The following is a 19,405-nucleotide window of genomic DNA, read 5'->3' as shown; positions in this document are numbered from 1 at the left end:
CTCCTTATTTATAAAAATGCTAACGTCTTAACCGAAACGGAAATCGCCTCTCCGGCAACAGGCAGGCCTAAATCAATATAATCACCATGTGTAAAGTCTACCTGGTCAATGCAAATAACCTCAGGGTGTTTTTTGCACCGCTTTGCCAATGCTTGCCCAAGTGCCTTCGCCATATCAGTTTCACAAATGACGATCATACAAGCCGCCTCTGGAAAATGAGTCATGAATTCGTGATGCAGCAAGTCAGCCAAACTTTGCAGCATTGCATATGTGCAATAGGAGATGGATGAGAGCGCTACGGCACATGGCGGATCTTGTTCGGTATCAAATAATTGTTTCGTTTGCAGCAGTGCATCGCGTAAACGCATATGAAATGAATTTATACGCCATTGTCCGTCTTCTTCGACAGGAATGTTGATAATAGGTACATTTTTAATTGGCAGTAGTGATTCATTTATATAAACAGTCGCTCCGCTCACCTCCGTATTCTGCATCCCTGCTCCGATGACAGTCGCTCTCGTTGTTTCGGCTGCATCCTGGATACGAACTGGATATTTCTGAGAAACGGTCCGCAGCGCGGAAGCAAGCAAAGGTCCCATATCCCCATGCACTGTAACTTCCTCCATAAATTGAGGCTGCCGCTTCAGCATCATCTGACCAACGCCGCCTGAGAAGATAATTTCGTCAACAGGAAGAAGCGGCGCCGCAGGAGGCTCAAGCAGTAGTAATTCTGCATGATGTGCCGATGCTCCCGTGAGATAAGACAGCAGGCTTTCATTCATCCTGCAGCAAAGCTGCTCAAGTTGCTTGTATGTAACCATCCCTCCCGTCTGTATATGAAATCCGTTTGCCTGAAGCCAAGGCTGAATTTGTTTTGAAATGTATAAAGCTTCGCCATTTCCTGTTAGTCGGATGAGCCTTCCTCCCACATGAAACGTAACAGCCTGAACGGCTTTTCCCTGTTGAAATAACGCAACATTAGCCGTTCCACCGCCAATATCTACATTAGCTACCACACCGCTTATATGTTGGGAACGCATCATCGCTCCAGACCCTTTTCCAGCTAATATACCTTCTAAGCTCGCTCCTGCTGTCGCAACGACGAAATCACCTGCACGTTCTGCTAAATAATGAATAATCGTTTGGGCATTTTCCTTGCGGGCCGTCTCCCCTGTTATAATGACAGCACCCGCCTTCACATGCTGCAAGCTCGTTTGCGATTGTTCATACTCATATGCCAGTAGCTCAGCCAATGCATTCATATCAATTTCATAATCATTTTTTAAGGGTGTTGTGTATATACGGCTCGTATATACAATTCTACGATCTGTAATTTGGCAGCCTGGGAGACTGAATCGATCCCCCGTTTGCTGCACAAGCAACTGGCTTACAATAAATTTTGTCGTGCTTGTGCCAATATCAAGACCAATGCTCGTAATCCAATTATCCTCCACCATTCTCCCTCCTCACTGCTTTTTGCAAATGGGTAAACAAAAAACGCTTTGAACCAACCCTACTTTATACAGTAGAGCGGTCACAAAGCGCCATTGCTTCATTATCTATGAACTTATTTGTTGTACCACCTGTTCCGCCAGTTTAATAAGCGGGGTTTGGCGTTTCATGCTTTCCTGCTGCATATGACGGTGCGCCTGCTCTTCTGTACAGTTGAGCTGCTGCATAAGCATACCTTTTGCTTTCTCGATGATTTTACGCTCCGCCAGCTTTTGTTCCAGCTTGCCTACCTTATTTTGCAAGGCAAGGAACTGCAAACGCTGGCTTAGCGCGATTTCAATTGCAGGAAGCAATTCTCTTTCCCTCACCGGTTTAACCAAATATGCATTGATACCGGCTTTCTTTGCATCTTCTATCAGTTCATGATGGCTGTATGCGGTAAGCAGCAAAATAGCACAATCCGAAATACCTTTAATAATGGATGAAGCTTTAACTCCGTTCATCCCCGGCATCTTCACATCCATAATGATTAAATCCGGTTGCAGCGCATAGGCCTTCTCAACCGCCTCTTCGCCGTTTTTCCCCTCGCCTGCTACCTCATAGCCGTTTTCCTCAAGCATTTCCCTAATATCCATTCTTGTAATTGGTTCGTCATCTACAATGACAATTCTTGAACGCTTCATTCCATCACCCTGCCTGTAATCGGAAAAGTTATAGAAGCCTTTGTACCTTTATTAGAATGAAAGAATGAGAGAACACCCTGTAACTCTTCCTCTACCAGCATGTGGACAAGCTGTAATCCTAAAGAAGATGCTGCATGAGAGGAAACGTCTGCTCCCATTCCGCAACCATTATCACTAACTGTAATAGTTACCATGTGCTTTCTGCAATTGACACTTATTTCAATCTTTCCTTCATCACGCAAAGGAAAAGCATGCTTAATGCTGTTTTGAATGAGCTCGTTCACAACTAACACAACAGATGTCGCCCTGTTTGACGGCAAAAAAAGCTGTTCCCCGTGAACAGAAACATCAATATGCTGGTCAGGAACACTGGATGAAGAAACAAGCAGCGTTGCAATCTGCCCCATTACAAATGCAACATCCACTTCCTCAATTCCATTTTGAGCTAAATAATCGTGAACCATTGCCATGCTTGAAATGCGGGATACGCTATCACGGAACACTTCAATTACCTCTTCAGAAGAAGATCTCCTCATTTGCAATCGAAGCAAGCTTGAAATAACTTGTAAGTTATTTTTCACCCTATGATGAATTTCCTGAATAATCATAGACTGAATAGCATCCTGCTTTTCCCTGCTGTTATTTATCTGTGTAAGCATTTTAACCCGCTTCTCATTTTGGATAGTTTGGGAAATGTCCTGCTCCTTGATCAAAACAGCAACTGTTACCCCAGCCGGGTCAACAATCGGAACAATGTCTTGCTGCATCATAATATGCTCCTGCGTCAATCCCCTAGAGCCGATAACAGGTTTTCCTGTCTTCAAACTGAACAGAACACCTGGTTCATTTTCTTCAAATGCAATTTGTCCTAACACACTGTTCTTATACAAAGATTGGGTCGTTTTGGGATGTGCTTCTGCCACGACAATAGCTGCATTACCCTCCGGCAAAAGACAATCAATAAACATATCCGCCTGGGAAATATCGGCCATCACTTGAAGATTCTTCGCCATATCCAGAATGATAGCGCATTGTTCGCGGGATAGACTCGTTACTTGATCTATATGTAAAACACTTGCCACGCTGATTATCGTCCTCTCTTTGTATCCGAGTCAATATAATATATGAATTCGAAAACTATCTGAAAATCCCTTCTAGCTCATAATATTTAATTTGTTATCAAAATCAGCATATCTCGTACTACACTTGTGAATATCCTATCATAAAAAACAGTTCCTACAGTAAAAATGTAAGATTATCTACCATTATTTTTCTATCCTAGTAATCAAATCTCACCTTATATTCACCTTAAATCTGTAACCTTATTGTATCTAGGCATTCTCTCCGCTCCATACTTCAGAATAAAACCATGCCTCTTTATGCTTTTCTCTTACTCTTGATTATAATTTGTTCATTTAGGGTAAAACGAAAAAAGAAATAGTACACGTGTACGGAGGGAGATCGTATGGTTGTTAAAAATGAACCTGCAAACAATGAGAATATTTCTACAATACATGACTCTGCATATTCAAATCGTAACCTATGGGCAGGAATTCTATTTGGGCTTGGTCTAGTTGCCTTTATAGACGAAGCTGTTTTTCATCAGCTGCTGCATTGGCATCACTTCTACGACAAATCAACAGTTGCTATCGGTCTGCTCTCAGACGGGTTTTTTCACGCTTTTAGCTGGTTTGCAACGGTTGGGTCATTATTTTTGGTTGCCGACCTTCGTCGTCGAAGTGCTTGGTGGCCTCTGAGGTGGATAGGAGGGTTATTCCTTGGAGCAGGGGGATTTCAATTATATGACGGCACGGTACAACATAAGCTAATGGGATTACATCAGATTCGCTATGATGTAAACGTCTTACCCTACGATTTAGTATGGAACACAGCCTCTCTTATAATGATTGTAATAGGAGTTATCCTCCTTGTTCGTACACGAAGCAAACAAAAACAATAAGGAGGACTGCCACAAATGCACACGAATTATCACATGCAACACGATGCTGAAAACTACATGCAGCATCATATAAATGAGGCTATTCCTCAAATTCTCTTATCATTACCATTTGCGCTGGCATTAGTTATGTATATCGTTTGTGTAGCTATATCCGTTTATTGCGGAAAATCATGGTCACCGTACCATACCGCCTCTTGGATAATCGGCGTTTTTTGTGCGGCTCTTGCAGTTGTCGGGCCCTTAGCAAGCGATGCCCACATGGATTTTACAGTACATATGCTCAGCCATCTGCTCCTTGGTATGCTGGCTCCGCTTCTTATAGTGTTAGCTGCTCCGGTAACTATCGTCCTGCGAACTCTTAGCGTAACCTCGGCGCGACACCTTTCGCGTATTTTAAGAAGCAGACCAGTGCGCATTATAAGTAATCCCATTACTGCCTCTCTCCTTAACATTGGAGGGTTATGGATACTCTATACGACGAACTTATACATGGTAATGCAACAAAATATGTTTGTACATATCGTACTGCATATGCATGTATTCTTGGCTGGCTATCTTTTCACAGTGTCCATCATTTACATTGATCCAACACCGCACCGTACGAGCTTCACTTACCGTGCAATTGTATTAGTGATGGCGCTGGCTGGCCATAGCATCCTTTCCAAACATATCTATGCTCATCCGCCCAGCGGGGTTCCTGCAGCTCACGCAGAAAAGGGAGCTATGCTAATGTACTATGGCGGAGATGCTATTGACCTTGTTCTGATTTCTATCTTTTGCTTTCAATGGTTCAGGGCTGCCCGGCCTAGAACGCTCATTGGCAATACTCATTACACTCGCAAGCATCAACTTGATTGATATTAATTTTTTCATTGTCTTCTATTAAAGATAAGACGGAACTATGAAATGCCGCGGATCCCTTATGAATGGAGTACTGTATAAGGGGCCCGTGGCATTTCCAATAAAGACGGTTAACTTATTATCACTTTTCATGGAATAACCTGAACGCCCTATAGAGTTGGCTTTATGAAATGCAATATATGCCAAATAAAACAGATAACTCCAATCATAGCAGTACATTTAAGGATAAAAAATTAATAGAACCACCCCATACAAACAGTTTACATAATATATATTATATTAAACGGGGGGAAAATCCCGTCCTCACCAGAACGATAACTATCCCCTCAATTGCTGCTAATATTCAATATCAGGTCACTCTCACGCTTTTTCTCGTATAGACTCCTTGACAAAAGCACAAACTCATCATTAATTATATAACTATCAATAGAATATCTACCTTCCCTAACAGCTTCAGACTTAATTGTGGTAGACAGTTTAAACAAAAAACCGATTCTCCTTTTTATCTCTGAGAACCGGTTAGTGGATCGTTTGATATTCCATATAGATTTTCAATTAGAATCATCCTTGTACTTCGTTTTTACTTTTATAATTGCTGTTCCGTAGCTATCCATCGCTTTTCCGTAAACTTCCATTGCATTAGCGATGAATGCAGCTATTTTTGCCATTTTGTTTTCTCCAGCGTTAGTGATAAGTGCAACCATTTTTGCCATTTTGTTTTTTCTCCTTTTGATTTGTTTTTTTAATTATTACATCTTTGGATAAGTTCAAGAAAAGTCAATGAAAACGGAATCTCTATCTTTTTATAACCTTGTCATCTTGTCTACTAAGTTACCTCACGATTTCAGTATAGCTCTAATCTGATATTTGTCAACCTGAATTTTATTTCAATTAATTACATGGTCTTGTCTTATTTTAAAGAAAACTCGCCGATTGGCGAGCCCTGAGCCCTGTTCTTGGGCGAAGACAGAGGTGTAGTTGTACTTACACTGTATTCCTAAAATTTCCGACTACGTCGAGTAACCTTCTAGCTGGAAATTTATACTTTCCCATAGTGTAAAAAAACTTCATTTACATACCTTAAAAAGGGACTCTGTTTGCAGGATTGTTAAGAAACAGAGAGGTTCATTTGCTGCAAGTCTGGATTTATATACAGACAATATAAAGTCGCAGCTATAAATTACATTAGTTTATAAAGTCAATATGATTTGTCTCCAATCGACTTCTTTTATTGACATAAAAGCCGATGAAGAAATTTAATAAGCCTAAAAGAAGGTTTAGTTGTGGAATTTAACTATATGTCTTTAGCGGATCGAAATTATGTCAAGTGAACGATAACCTCGAAATTTAACATCCATACATTATACTCAACTGCTTTTAGGAAACGGCTACTCATACAATTCAAAAAAACAAGCCCAGTGCCCCCCTTGGCAAGCTTGTTTTTTTGTATACCTCATGTAAGCTTCTTTATTCTGCTTTTATCTAACACTAAAACCACAACTACTTCATATACAATCTAACTAACTCATAGCATCTTTCTTTTGTGAGGCGTCCTAGTGAATCTAGGTATTGCACCGATTCAAATGTCCCTCCCTCAAATTCTGCTGACTCAGCCTTTGCAGTATTGTCCCTATACGTAATCCATTTACGCTGTGCTTCTTTTAATGTATCCAGCTCATCAGTTGGAAGCTGTGTCTTCAAGATGCCATAAATTTCGTTTAGCGCATCATCCCATCTTGTATAAGCTTGTCCCGCAGCTTCTCTTATTTCTACTGTTGTAATCACGTTATCAAATAGACGCTCCGAGCTTTGAGCAATTCCATCGAGCTTTTGTAAGTATTCCTGCCTCTTACTCGCAGTCACAGCAGCTGCTGCCGCTTTTTTGGCAGCTGCGACTTCTGCATCTTTTTGTTTCATAATTTCTGTATTTACTGTTTGTTCAATCATACCCACTTCACTAGAAAAGTTATCCAAGACAGGCTTAAGGCTAGCATCTTGCTTTAACTCGCCCATGGCTGTTTGAGCTTCGCCATATTTTCCTTCATTCACTAATCCCTTTATGTATGCTACCTTTTCTGATACAGTTTTATATTGCGCTTTGCTGGCTTCTGCAGTTTTTACATACTGCTCTAGTTCCTTTTTCACGCTGCTCTCTAATGTTCCATTCCCCAGTAGATTATTTGCTTTCGTTAAGGCATCATCCCATTTGGCATTTTCTATAGCTTCTTTTACTTGATTCAGTACTACTAATCTTTCATAAAGCACCTTTGCCTCCTTATCCTTTGGTTCCTCCTTCAACGCTAGTTCAAACGATGCCAATGCTTTATCAAACTCCCTATTTGCTAAAGCCAACTTGCCCTGTTCCATCGCTTTCTCATATGTACCATTGTTACATCCAACTAAAAGTGTAATTGTGAATAGTGCTGCTAATAATTGTTTCATATGTCCCCCTAAGATTTATATTCTAGCTTATAAAATCTGTCTGACTACAATGAAAGAATGACAATAAAAACTGAATTCTTGAGAACATAACATCTAGTATTATAACTTTCTCCTTGGTAGTTTTATATGCATTTCATCATAGCGTTATACGGATTTTATATACCTAAGATTTTGCACATTAAGATAATAACATTAATGCAAAAAAACACAATACCAAACATCAAAGTCTCATTGAGCTTTCAGTTATTTCATCCCTAAAAGCAGTTTACTAACCTCGGCTAGAAACCCATATAGCAATATATCATCCGTACACTCAGATCTATCCCTAACTAACAAGGTACATACTGAACAATATCTATATGAAAATAAGGATTTCATTGTAAAATAGCATGCGATTTAGTAATATGAAACTATCAATATATGGGGGATGAAAAATATCAGGATATATAATTAATCTCGTACATAGAACCTTTTATTTCATTCAAACTCTAGTTATCTAAATATCAATTTATCAGGAAAATACTAGTCTAAATCTACAGGGGGAAAACCATGCAAAGCAAAAACAGACTATATATTATTTCAGCCATTGCAGTAATTCTGATTATTTGTTTGTTTACCAGCTATCAAATGCTCTCCAAAAAGTATAGTGAGGAAGTGACGATAGAACAGTTTAAAAAAGCGCTTATTCAAAAGGATAAATTAACACTAAAAACATTAATTCAGCCTAGCGATTCACGTATTAAGGTGAATAACCAGAGTTTGGATGCATTATTTGCCCTGATTGACAAAAATCCATCCTTAATTCAAGAAATTGAAGCTTCGTTACGAAATGAATCGCTAGCTAATAAATCATTTTACCTACGCACAGATGGCAAGCATTTTGGTTTATTCAATCGAAATGTTATAGACACATCTGGCTACTTTATTAGCGTAAAAAGCACAGGAGAGCAGACAAAAATTTATTTAGGTGAAAGTGAAATTGGTGTCCTTGAAAAAGCTGATGCATCAAAAGAATTTGGTCCATTCTTAACAGGTTCCTATGCGGTTAAGGGTGTGTATACAACAAATACTGGAGCCAAGGAAGATAAAGTCACTCTAGATTTGGCAGGAACACAAACAACGGCAGAAACAACACTGAAAACCATAAGCTCCAACAGTGAGGGTGCGGAGGAAAAAACAATTGTAAGGGAAGTTATTAGAGAGGTACAGCCAAGTTCCTCGTATTATTTAATTCCGAACAGTGATTATAAATACTTGACCTATGACGACATTGCCGGACTTTCCCAAAAGGAGCTTCGTCTTGCAAGAAATGAAATTTACGCTCGCCATGGCTACATTTTTAATTCAAAAGATCTGCAAAACTACTTTAGCAGTCAATCCTGGTACAGTCCGAACCCAAATTACAGTGACAGTGATTTATCGTCTATAGAAAAGGCTAATGTAGATTTTCTGAAATTATCTGAATAGAGGTAGACTGATGAAACGTTTTGTATTCGTAGCAATTTTAATAACCTCTATCGCTTCATTTATTCTTCTGCGATTTGACTCACAATCTGAGCAGGGATTACTGAATGCTATATTTACAAAAAATACAGAGAAAAGCACTCTTGTTAAGAGCGGTACAGAAGAGGCACAACACGCCAGCACCGAGGAGGCTGCAGAAGAATCAACTGTAGATACCAAGAATACAGCAGCAAATGAGGAGCAAGTAAGCCAGCCAAACCAATCAGCAGCTATAACAGGTTCTTTTATTATCTGTATTGACCCGGGGCATCAGGAAAAAGCAAACCTGGAACAAGAGCCTTTCGCTCCAGGGGCAAGTCAAACTAAATATAAAGTCACAGGCGGAACAACAGGAGTATCGACAAACAAGCCTGAATATGTGCTGAATCTAGAAGCATCACAAATATTAAAAACCATTTTAGAAAAAAAGGGCTTTCAGGTAATTATGACACGTACATCCCATACTGTTAATTTAAGTAACCTAGAACGTGCCGAAATCGCCAATCGCGCCGGGGCCGATTTATTTATCCGGTTACATGCTGATGGTTCAGAAAACACTAGCACAAAGGGATTTTCTATCTTAGTTCCGGCAAAAGATAGTCCTTATACAAAAACAATTTATGATGATAGTTATCAAGCTGCCAACTTTGTATTAGCACATATATCAAAGGAAATTCCTATCCATCAGGGAGGAATTTTTCAAAGAAGCGATATGACGGGATTTAACTGGTCACGCGTTCCAGTGATTTTACCCGAAATTGGATTTATGAGTAATCCTGAGGAAGATCAAAAGCTATCTGACGCAAAATATTTAACAAACTTAATGGAACTCATGGCAGCAGGAATAGAGGAATATGCACTATCCAAGCAAAGGTAAAAAGAGAGCTTCTTTTCGGGGTATCTGTTTAAAACTATAAGCAAGTCCGTAACTAAAGTTTGAGCCGCCAAAACATATATTAAAATGATAAGAACTCTCCTGGTGAGAGTTCTTTTTGGCGCTGTAGGAAGGTCCAGAATGAAACTACTGATCTGCACTCTCTTCATCCACCGGCCCGGTTTTCAACTGTTCATGGATGAGCAGCTGACCATCGGACTGTATGAGTACATATTCATTATTAATGGTTTTCACTTCCTTTTTTCCATCACTATCCGTAAGACGATACTTCTCAGAAACCATCACTTTATAGCTTGTCTCATCTAGCTTGGTAAAATCACCAATTCCATATGTCAGCAACTCTTCCGAAGTGTCATTACTGCGTAAGGCTTGAATATGGTTAGAGACATTTTGATAGACTGCTGCATTGGGATCAAGTAATTCTTCTACGTAAGAAAAGTCACGCTGCCCAAGCGCTTCTCCCCATGTCTTCATATATTCTGCCATAAACGCAGAAATAGCCTCTTTTGTAATAGCTTCCTCACTGGCGGATTCTGATTCCCCCATGCTGTCTTGAACAGAATCCGTCTCCTGTTTATATGATCTCTTATTGATAGCTAATCGATCATCCGCTAATACCTTTACGATATAAACACCATTAAATACTTTCGTTTCTTTTTGACTATTGCTATCGATAAAATCATACTTTTCAGATGTTGAAACCTGATAAGTTGACGAATCGATCTGCAAAATAGCACTTATGTCAAAGTTCAACATTTTTTCCTTTATCCCATTGCTTTCGACCTGATTTTGATCATCGAACAATTCTTGATAAACAGGACCATCTGTATCTAGCAAATGTTCCACAATAAAGAAATTGTGTTCGTTTAATGCTTTCATTCTTAAAGTAGCATATTCCTGCATAAATGCTTCTACATCCTTTTTTGTATACACAACTGGAGCACTCTTTTCCTCAGCTTCTTCCTCCTGTATATCTGTTTGTTCCTCATCATCATTTTCCTCTGTTTGTTCATTCGGTATTGTAACTGGTTGCTCTTGCTCCTCAAAGGAAGGTAACGACTCTACAGCAACGGGCAGTTCCTCTGAAGTTTTTACCCTTGGAAAAATCGAGTTAGGGGACCATCCATGATCTGATAATAAAGCGAGGGCTCCTGCTATACCGGCAACAAAAATCCATGACCAGGGATTTTTCCGTTTCACCCGCTGTTTAGTCCGTGTTTTTGCCTCATGGGGGGAGCTCGTTTTATTCAAAGGGCTACGTATCTCCTCGGGCTGCCAACTCTGTTCGTCTTTCCTCTTCGAAGCCAAACCCGATATTCCCTCTGGTTTGATTTGTTTTCTTGTATCATGAAAAGGTCCTGTTTTATTAGGAGCTATACGTACTTCCTCATTCCTCTCCGAAGCTAGACCTGATAATTCCTCTGGTTTGGTTCGTTTTCCTGCAGCCTGAGGAGACCCCGTTTTATGAAGAGGCATACGCACCTCCTCAGACTGCCAAACATGCTCGCTTTCTCCCTTCGAAGCTAGACTTGATATTTCCTCTGATAAGCTTAGCTCCCCTTTTTCAACGAGCCCACCTTTTACTTGCTCGTTCTTTATAGCTCTTGACTGCTCCTCCTTCCATATTATTGCTTCGACTTCTTCTATGGTTTTTGGATTCTCAGTCTTTAGATTTCGCATGATCTCGGGATGTAAGCTAGCGTATTGATTAATTACATTGATTAGTTGCCTAATATCTGAAATCATATCGGCTTGTCCGCTTCCATAAATGGCTTTTGATTCTCCGGCACCATACAAAATAACGCGTCCTTTATTCGTAAGCCAGATATTCTCAGCACAAACCGATCCATGAACCATTTTCTTTTGATGAAGATGATACACAGCATCGATTAGCTGCAGAATTCCATCTCGTCCAATGGTTCCTTTCCTCTCTAGTGTGTTCCCTTGCTCCCCTTCCAGTATGGTATATAACCGAAACTCATCTATCATATTAATAGAAAAAACCCGAGGCAGATGTTTAAAGTTTGTAATGGTCAATTGGTATCGCTCATAAATGTTATACCAATTATCCGGCTGAAAACCATTTCGTTGGCTGGATGCATCTAGTAATCTTAAAATATAACGTTGTCCATCAGCCAAACTCGTTACTTCATATACGGACAAGCCGTGTTTATTCGCAAAAATCTCCCTTTCTAGCTTATAATCATCTATTCTCAACTTGCATCACCACACCTTTTAGGCAGAACATTTTAGAAAAGGAACATCTCAAAGTACCTGTCTCTCTATTTCTCCATATATCTGACAATAGCTAGTATCTCGATAAAAGGCTTAGTACACTCGTGTGATTATTGATGCCTTTCATCCACGATCCACTCATATTCATTTATGTCAGTTTAACGTTTTCAACCTTCCGAATATTGCTTTCCTTTTGTACAACAGTCACCGAAACGCTTTGCTGCTGGTTGATCCGAAACGTAACATGAATGTCCAGCTCTCCTGCGGGATATTTCTTTAACCCGGAAACACGAATGGTTCCGATTTTTTTGTTGTTTTTCGTAAATTGTGAAGAACCCTGATACACATCAATGTCTACTTCCTCACAATAATCAACATTCGTTGTAAATATGCGCGAGGCTTCACATGGAGTTTGCCGATTGCTCGGGATTAACACACTGAACCGCCCGTCCCCTAACCCTACGCCAAGTGCATGAGCAGTGGCCGTCTTAATATCAATTTTTTTTGCCCATTGAATCCGTTCGTCTAAAAAAGCTGCATAAATACTTGCTCCTTCCGCAACACAAAGATCTGGATCGATATTTCCGAAGATTTTATCCGCACCAATCTTTTTGGAAAGCAGCTCATCAATTTTGGGAATGCGGCTTGATCCTCCAACTTTTATCACACGGTTAATATCATTTCTAGACAACGAAGCGTTCTCAATCACGTTGTCGATAATTACATCCATTTTGGCAAAGTAACTCTCTATACACTGCTCAAACTCTTTTCGTTCAAATTCTATTTCAATATGCTGTCCCGGTAATATATTTGGTTTAATAATATCAGTGTATTCTTCATAAGATAATATTTCCTTTGCCTCTTTTGCCGCTTCCATAAAAGCCGCTTCTACTTTAATCTTGCTTTCATGAGAAAGTCCTGAAACATCGATTCCCGCCTTCTCTTTAATCAATTCTGCAAAGCTTTTATCAAAATCCAAGCCTCCAAGACGGTCATCTCCCCCTGTCGCAAGCACCTCAAACGTTAATTTTTCTTTACTGTTTAGTAAACGGAAGATCGTTAAATCAAAAGTGCCTCCGCCTAAATCAAATACCATAATTACCTCATCGCGCATGGTTTCTTCTTCATGAATTCCGTATGCAAGTGCTGCTGCAACAGGTTCCTGAATGATGCCTAACACATTGAGTCCGGCTAACGAAGCCGCCTCTGATGTGTTTGTACATTGAAGAGCTGTAAAATAGTATGGAACAGTTACAACAACACCTGCAGGATTAAATCCAGGTGTTGTTTTTTCCGCATACTCATACACATCTCGCAAAATCATGGAAGAAATTTCAATCGGTGTAAACTCTTTACTTCCAAGACGGATTTTTTGTGTACCATTATCCATCATTCGCTTCACGCCGATTACTGCATTTTCCGGGTCGATCAGTGCGCGTTTTAATGCAAGGTTTCCGACTAATGGCTTATCTTGGCGCTCGTCATAGTAAACAGCCGATGCCCATGTATATTCTCTTCTTGGATTCTGGTATACTTTTGGACCTTTCTCCGTCCACCTCGCAATTGCCGAATAGGTCGTGCCTAAATCAATGCCAAGGACTGGTTTCTTTTCATTGTCCACTCTCATCGCTCGTCCCTCTTTGCTCCTCTATATATGTTTTGCACTTTATTTTTAACAACAATCACCTGAGCAGGTCGAATGAGAAAGGCGTTTTGATTAAAAATCATTTTCTTATACAGCAAACCATATCGAACAACTTCTTTTATCTGTTCGTCTTGATAATTAAAGTCTTCCACTACTCCAATTGGATCATGATGATATTCATCAAATATATCCCCTACAACTGGCGCAAATAATGTAACAGCAAATTGATCAAAAAGAACTTGAAGCTCTGATAGCAATACATTATAAATCATGAGCCACGCTTCTACTTTTTCAATCTGCTCATATCCAGCTTCTCTTAGCTCTGCTGTTAAGTCCATTGCATAATGCTTTCCGCTGTATAAACCATCCATAATCGGAGCTACGCCTTTCTCCATGAATGTCACAAATCTTTTTTCAGCTGCTTCAATAGCACTGTCTAACTCGTCCACTATGCTGCGATTGAAAAGAGTAGCTTCTTCTATTATATTGTGGACTGTATTGTCCCCTTGTTCTAGGGTAAACTCGAAATATTCTTGTTCATCTACCGGAACCTTTGCAGCTTTGTTCTCCACGACTCTGTCAATTTTCACATCGCCTACGGACTCTTTACATACCTCATCTTTTTCTGGATTTGATGGAGGTTCTTGTAAGGTTTCCCCCTTTAGCACCTTCCATTGGTTGATTGATAGTCTATCTGCCAAACCTTCCTCGAATATGAATGCTGCATGGCCAGCCTCTAACGGCTTTTCAGGATTAAGCTTCCGGAACAGCCGGTTTACGCTTTTGACAGATAAGCGAATGCCTTCACGCCGATTTTTTAGTTTTTCTTTTATCTCGTCCTCAAACTGTTCACTAACTCCCCACTGCTCATAATACTGTTCAAAAGACATCATTAATCTCTTAACTTCTTGCTCCAACTGCTGAAACTGATATTTCCAATTGTCTAATCGTTCTCTTTTTAGCTTATATAATGCTTGAAGTTCATTAAAATTTTCTATTAAACTTTTTAAATTTGTCATCTTTAAGTCCCTAGCCTCTTTGAATAGTCATTTGACTTGTAACTTCTTCTGCACCTTTCAAGGCAGCGTTGACAATGACTTCATTTTGCTGATTCACTTCAAACCGAACCGTAATCCGATGGGTTCCTTTTGGTGCCGACGGAATCCCTACTAGAAAAAATTCTCCGATACAAACACATTGTTGATCGCTCACATATTCAACAATCTCAGGGGTTTGAAAAACTGAAATCCTCATTTCTGTCATATCATCCTCCGATGTACTATAAACCTTCTCCATTGATACGACAGGATGCTCTTTCGTGAGTTCAATTCCTTTTTCAATAATTGGATTAAAACGCCCGCCGCGAACTTCAATGCCGAGATGATGGGTAACAATATTGTTCATTTCAATCTCCGCATTCGGTTTGTCTTCTTGTTCAACCTCGGTTGTTTCATCCAGTTTGTCTGTCGGCACTCCAAGGCTTGCCCCAAAAATAGCTGCCCCTTGCGCTACTACTGTATCCGGATCAATATTGGCATACGGTTCTTTATTCAATAATTGCTTAATCCTTTGACTGACTAAAGGAATACGGGAAGATCCTCCTGCTAAAATAACTCTGGAAATATCACGGATATCAAGCTTTGCGTTTTCAATAGCTTTTTTCATCGTATGAATGGTTTGTTCAATTAATGGATCGATCGCTCTTTCGAACGCTCCTCTTGTTAATTCGTACTCGATATGGTGTATAACACCGAACTCATCCTTAATGACATTCGCAATCTCAAGCACTGCTACATCAGTCTCAGATAATTCTTTCTTTGCTTGCTCACACGCTTCTTGCAGCTTTTGCTGTGCTTCCAACAAGTCAGCAGCCGATACTCCCTGATCTGCTTCTAGATCGAGTAAATCTAACTTACTTTTTTGTTTAAAGTCCTCAGCTACAAGCTTCATAATGACTCTATCAATATCATATCCGCCAAGCTTCGGTTCACCTTCCTTTGAAAGGATTGTAAATACGGCTTGCGTCTCCTCCGAAACACTATCTACTTTTAAAATGGATACATCAAATGTTCCGCCCCCGAGATCATACACCATAATGGTTTGATCTCGCCCTGTTTCCATGCCATATGCAATCGCTGCAGCAACCGGTTCCTCAAGCAAATATGTGACATGAAATCCTGCTAACTCCGCGGCTTCTCTTGTGGCCCGCTTTTTATTGTCATCAAAGTTAGCCGGAACACAAATGACTGCATAGGCCGGTGTCCCTTTTAAATCAATCTCCTCTTGATTCATAACGTACTCTTTCATTTTCGCTAAAATTTCTGCTGAAATATCCTCAGGTCGATAGTATCTTCCGTAAAATGCTCTCGTCCACTCTGTCCCCATTTCACGCTTAATAAACGAAATCGTATGCTCAGGATCGATTAAGATTCTCCGTTTTGCCGTTTCACCAACTTGGATATCCCCTTCGGAACGAAAACTAACAACTGACGGAATCGTGCTTTCCTTCCCTAACCTGATAATATGCGGTGTTCCTTTTCGATAAATAGAAACCGCTGAATTTGAAGTACCGAGATCGATTCCTAGTACATATGGGCTATTCTTTTCTACAATCGTCATGTTTTAAACCTCCACTTTATTCGTATCAATTACAATTTTTTTCGGAGTAATCTCTCCTTGAGCAATCATAAGCTTCAGCATATCAAGATCTACTTCTTTGGTTTCCCTGTAGCGGGAAAGAAGCAATGAGCGTCTCCCAATTTCAGCGGTAGAAAATGTTAGAATACCGTTTTCATCAAGCTCAAATAGCGATACAACATTTACATAGTATGGACGAATGCTAACGGGCATCTTTAATTCCCCAAGCTTCGCTTCTTCTGCCGGTACCTGTGATTCTGTCCGAAATACTCCCGCCCGAATGGACGGCTGGTAAGGCCGCAGCGTTGAACCAATCGTAGCGCCTACACAAGGAAGTTTCGTATTCCTTTTAATCAAATGAAAGACCTTCAGTTGTTGGTCTTGCACATCAATCATGTCCACTCCAAATGAATGGGCCGTCACTTCCTCTACGACAATTGGAATGGGTAGGGAATCCCTGCTAGGCGCCGACAAATGAGCTGCCATAATGGCCGCACCGTGTGCGACAACTTCATCAACATTGTCTGCAATATATGGTTTTTTGATTTCCTTTGTCACTGCCTCTTGGACTGCTCTCATTCGAGTCGAGCCGCCTACAAGAATGACTCTGCTAATCTCCCTTTTGCTTAAACCGGCTGATTGCAGCACCTCCTCCATTTTTTCAATGGTACGCTGAATAAGCGGCTGAACTGTTTGATTGAACGTAGCAATATCTAGCTCCATTTCAATATGAGTACCAAAGATATCCGGTACGACAATGTCTACTAAATCACTATCCGATAGCTCTTTTTTCGCTTCTTCAGCAGCTTCTTTGATTCGTTGCAGCGACGAGGATCCTTCCGTATATTGATTGGATCCTGTTTCTGTTTGAATGCTATGGAGTAAATGCTGCACAATCATTTCGTCAAAATCATCACCGCCAAGCTTAGTATCTCCATCTACGGCTATGACTTTAAACGAATTGTTTTCTACTTTTAAGATGGAAACATCAAATGTTCCGCCTCCCAAGTCATAAACCATAATGGTTTGATTACGTTCTCTATCGAGGCCATATGCGATGGCAGCAGCTGTTGGCTCCGCAACAAGACGAAGAACCTTCAATCCAGCTCGTTCCCCCGCTTGTTTCGTCGCTTCACGCTGTTCCTCAGTAAAGTAAGCAGGGATGGTAATAACAGCATCCGTCACCTCTTCTCCCAAATATTTGCTTGCTTCGTTTTTTATTTTTTCAAGAATGTACTGTGCGATATCAATAGGTGTTACTTGTTTATTTTGAATATGGTAGACCTTACTTGGATTACCGATGAATCGTTTAGAGGAGGCCATACTATTTTGCGGATCCATATACAACCGGGACTTGGCTGAGTTTCCTACTAAGATCTGGCCATCGTCTTTGCAAGATACTACTGACGGCAAAATACTTTTCCCTTCAATCGGAATGCTTTGCACTTTCCCGTTACGGTAAATAGCAGCTGTAGAATTGCTCGTTCCTAAATCTATTCCAATTGCGGTTCCCATGTAATCACTCATCCTTTGTCCATTTTTTCAATAAGGTGAGCACACTATGACTTTGCTTATCATATGTGTTGCTTCACTACGAAATAACTTAATGGGTTTTAATGAAACTTTGATGAAAAGTTGGGGGTGCGTATCCCATATTTTAAATGGTAAAAACTCCATTTTTTGTTACGTTTTTTAATGACACCATCTTTGTAATTCCAAGAAAAATAAAACGATCATAGCTGTTTTATTCCTTTGCATGGTGATTTACGCAAACAACCCTCCAATCATTTACGGAGTGGGCTACTGATATATATTAGGATTCCGTTTAAAAAGAGCTCTCCTTTCTCCGAGAGGTACAACATGCAGATTTCTCTCCTAGCTTTATCCAAACCAACATCTATATAAGAAGGCTTAAAGAGATAATGTTTGAGAAATCGCTGCTATAAGCAATCACTTTTACAATTCCACCTTCTTGTCATATTTCCTAACACACTTTCATTCAAATACATTTTTTACACATGTAAAACCTATTTTATTTTTAATAAATGTAGATTTCTGTAGTTTTCTGTTTTTTCATGTAGTTTATAAATAAGATAATGTTATATCAAATAACGATATACGTCATAAAATATGACAACTATCGTTATACATACAGAAAAGGAGAGTTTTTATGAAAAAATCTTATATGGTTATTTTATGTTTGATGTTGAGCCTACTGTTAGCCGCTTGTAACAGCAGCAAGCAGACACAAGCAACCGGCAGGGAAAATGGTAATACAGAGAACAAAACTTACAAGGTTGGTGTAGACACAACATATCCTCCATTTGAATATCAAGAAAATGGACAATACAAAGGAATTGATATTGATTTAATTAATGAAATAGCTAAAAATCAAGGTTTTAAAATCGAATTAAAACCTATGGACTTTGGAGGAATTATCCCTGCTATGCAGGCAAAGCAGCTGGATGTCGCTATTGCGGGTATGAGTATTACAGATGAACGAAAAAAGGTAGTTGATTTTTCCACACCATATTTTGATGCAGGGTTAGTATTAGTTGTAAAAAAAGAAAATGACAGAATCAAAACTGTTGATGACCTAAAAGGGAAAACAGTAGCAGTAAAAAAAGGGACGACTGGTGCAACATATGTACAAAAACTATCTAGTGAAAAAGGATTTAAAGTTGTTCAATTTAATGATAGCCCTGCAATGTTTCAAGAAGTAACAAATGGAAATGCTGATGTGCTTATAGAAGATTATCCTGTTATTGCATATGCCATTGCTCAAAAAGATCTTGGGCTGAAAATGGTTGGAGATCGTCTAAACGGAGATCAATATGGGATTGCTGTTTTAAAAGGGACAAACCAAGAATTACTAGAAAAAATTAATAAAGGTCTCAAAGAGCTGAAAGAGAATGGAAAATACGATGAAATTGTAAGTAAATATCTTAGCAAATAAACAATTTTAAAGAAAACTCGCCGATTGGCGAAGGCAGAGGCGTAGTTGCACTTTGTCCCTAAAATCCCCTGCTGTGTCGAATTAACTTCTAGCTGGAAATTTATACTTTCTTAAATTGAAATAAAAATAAGGCGTG

General features: G+C 39.7%; 15 protein-coding genes. 5 read left to right on the top strand and 10 right to left on the bottom strand.

All coding sequences use genetic code 11. The features are described from left to right. Positions 1–8: 8 nt before the first annotated feature. From EP737_RS00650 to EP737_RS00640, 3 genes are all read right to left on the bottom strand, one after another. Positions 9–1,454 carry an ethanolamine ammonia-lyase reactivating factor EutA gene (locus EP737_RS00650; protein WP_129726001.1) on the bottom strand — a complete coding sequence of 482 codons (1,446 nt, stop codon included), beginning with the start codon at positions 1,452–1,454 and terminating at the stop codon, positions 9–11. Between the two features lie 105 nt (positions 1,455–1,559). Next, the gene (locus EP737_RS00645; RefSeq protein WP_129726000.1) at positions 1,560–2,135 is read right to left on the bottom strand and encodes an ANTAR domain-containing response regulator; all 576 of its coding nucleotides are present in this window, start codon (positions 2,133–2,135) and stop codon (positions 1,560–1,562) included. Then, on the bottom strand, positions 2,132–3,217 hold the full coding sequence (locus EP737_RS00640) for a sensor histidine kinase (RefSeq protein ID WP_246040130.1): 1,086 nt from the start codon (positions 3,215–3,217) through the stop codon (positions 2,132–2,134). The genes EP737_RS00645 and EP737_RS00640 overlap by 4 nt, the downstream gene beginning before the upstream one ends. Before the next feature lie 383 nt (positions 3,218–3,600). On the opposite strand from EP737_RS00640, the gene EP737_RS00635 reads away from it, so the two are divergent. Continuing rightward, a complete protein-coding gene (locus EP737_RS00635) occupies positions 3,601–4,095 on the top strand; it encodes a DUF2243 domain-containing protein (RefSeq protein ID WP_129725999.1) in 495 nt (164 codons plus the stop codon). Between the two features lie 15 nt (positions 4,096–4,110). Beyond that, positions 4,111–4,953, top strand: a complete 843-nt coding sequence (locus EP737_RS00630) for a cytochrome c oxidase assembly protein (RefSeq protein WP_129725998.1) — start codon at positions 4,111–4,113, stop codon at positions 4,951–4,953. A 554-nt stretch (positions 4,954–5,507) separates the two neighbouring features. Here EP737_RS00630 and EP737_RS25275 read toward each other — a convergent pair. Then, positions 5,508–5,669 carry a hypothetical protein gene (locus EP737_RS25275; RefSeq protein ID WP_165350633.1) on the bottom strand — a complete coding sequence of 54 codons (162 nt, stop codon included), beginning with the start codon at positions 5,667–5,669 and terminating at the stop codon, positions 5,508–5,510. Positions 5,670–6,456: 787 nt separating this feature from the next. Next, complete coding sequence (locus EP737_RS00625; protein ID WP_129725997.1) at positions 6,457–7,398, bottom strand: lysozyme inhibitor LprI family protein; 942 nt, start codon at positions 7,396–7,398, stop codon at positions 6,457–6,459. 549 nt (positions 7,399–7,947) lie between these two features. Between EP737_RS00625 and EP737_RS00620 the strand changes: the two genes are divergently transcribed. Together EP737_RS00620 and EP737_RS00615 are read left to right on the top strand one after the other, a co-directional pair. Continuing rightward, entirely contained in the window at positions 7,948–8,865 is a 918-nt protein-coding gene (locus tag EP737_RS00620) for a YARHG domain-containing protein (protein WP_129725996.1), read from the top strand. 10 nt (positions 8,866–8,875) lie between these two features. Beyond that, positions 8,876–9,778, top strand: coding sequence for an N-acetylmuramoyl-L-alanine amidase (locus EP737_RS00615; RefSeq protein ID WP_246040127.1), 903 nt, complete (start codon positions 8,876–8,878; stop codon positions 9,776–9,778). Between the two features lie 144 nt (positions 9,779–9,922). On the opposite strand, the gene EP737_RS00610 is transcribed toward EP737_RS00615, so the two are convergent. The 5 genes from EP737_RS00610 to EP737_RS00590 all read right to left on the bottom strand — a co-directional run bounded on the left by EP737_RS00610 (position 9,923) and on the right by EP737_RS00590 (position 17,828). Beyond that, on the bottom strand, positions 9,923–12,013 hold the full coding sequence (locus EP737_RS00610) for a TcaA NTF2-like domain-containing protein (protein ID WP_129725994.1): 2,091 nt from the start codon (positions 12,011–12,013) through the stop codon (positions 9,923–9,925). Between the two features lie 166 nt (positions 12,014–12,179). Then, complete coding sequence (locus tag EP737_RS00605; RefSeq protein ID WP_129725993.1) at positions 12,180–13,658, bottom strand: Hsp70 family protein; 1,479 nt, start codon at positions 13,656–13,658, stop codon at positions 12,180–12,182. After that, positions 13,655–14,695: a nucleotide exchange factor GrpE gene (gene grpE, locus EP737_RS00600; RefSeq protein ID WP_129725992.1), complete on the bottom strand. Its 1,041-nt coding sequence runs from the start codon at positions 14,693–14,695 to the stop codon at positions 13,655–13,657. Before grpE ends, EP737_RS00605 begins: the two co-directional genes overlap by 4 nt. Before the next feature lie 10 nt (positions 14,696–14,705). Further along, positions 14,706–16,295, bottom strand: coding sequence for an Hsp70 family protein (locus tag EP737_RS00595; protein WP_129725991.1), 1,590 nt, complete (start codon positions 16,293–16,295; stop codon positions 14,706–14,708). Between the two features lie 3 nt (positions 16,296–16,298). After that, the gene (locus EP737_RS00590; protein WP_165350632.1) at positions 16,299–17,828 is read right to left on the bottom strand and encodes an Hsp70 family protein; all 1,530 of its coding nucleotides are present in this window, start codon (positions 17,826–17,828) and stop codon (positions 16,299–16,301) included. Between the two features lie 655 nt (positions 17,829–18,483). Here EP737_RS00590 and EP737_RS00585 point away from each other — a divergent pair. Continuing rightward, positions 18,484–19,269, top strand: coding sequence for a transporter substrate-binding domain-containing protein (locus tag EP737_RS00585; protein ID WP_129725989.1), 786 nt, complete (start codon positions 18,484–18,486; stop codon positions 19,267–19,269). Positions 19,270–19,405 lie beyond the last annotated feature (136 nt).

The organism is Ectobacillus funiculus (assembly GCF_004138295.1).
GTDB classification, from domain to species: Bacteria; Bacillota; Bacilli; order Bacillales; family Bacillaceae_G; genus Ectobacillus; species Ectobacillus funiculus.
Note: the sequence above shows the minus strand (reverse complement) of the source record. Positions and strands in the feature narration are given on the sequence as shown.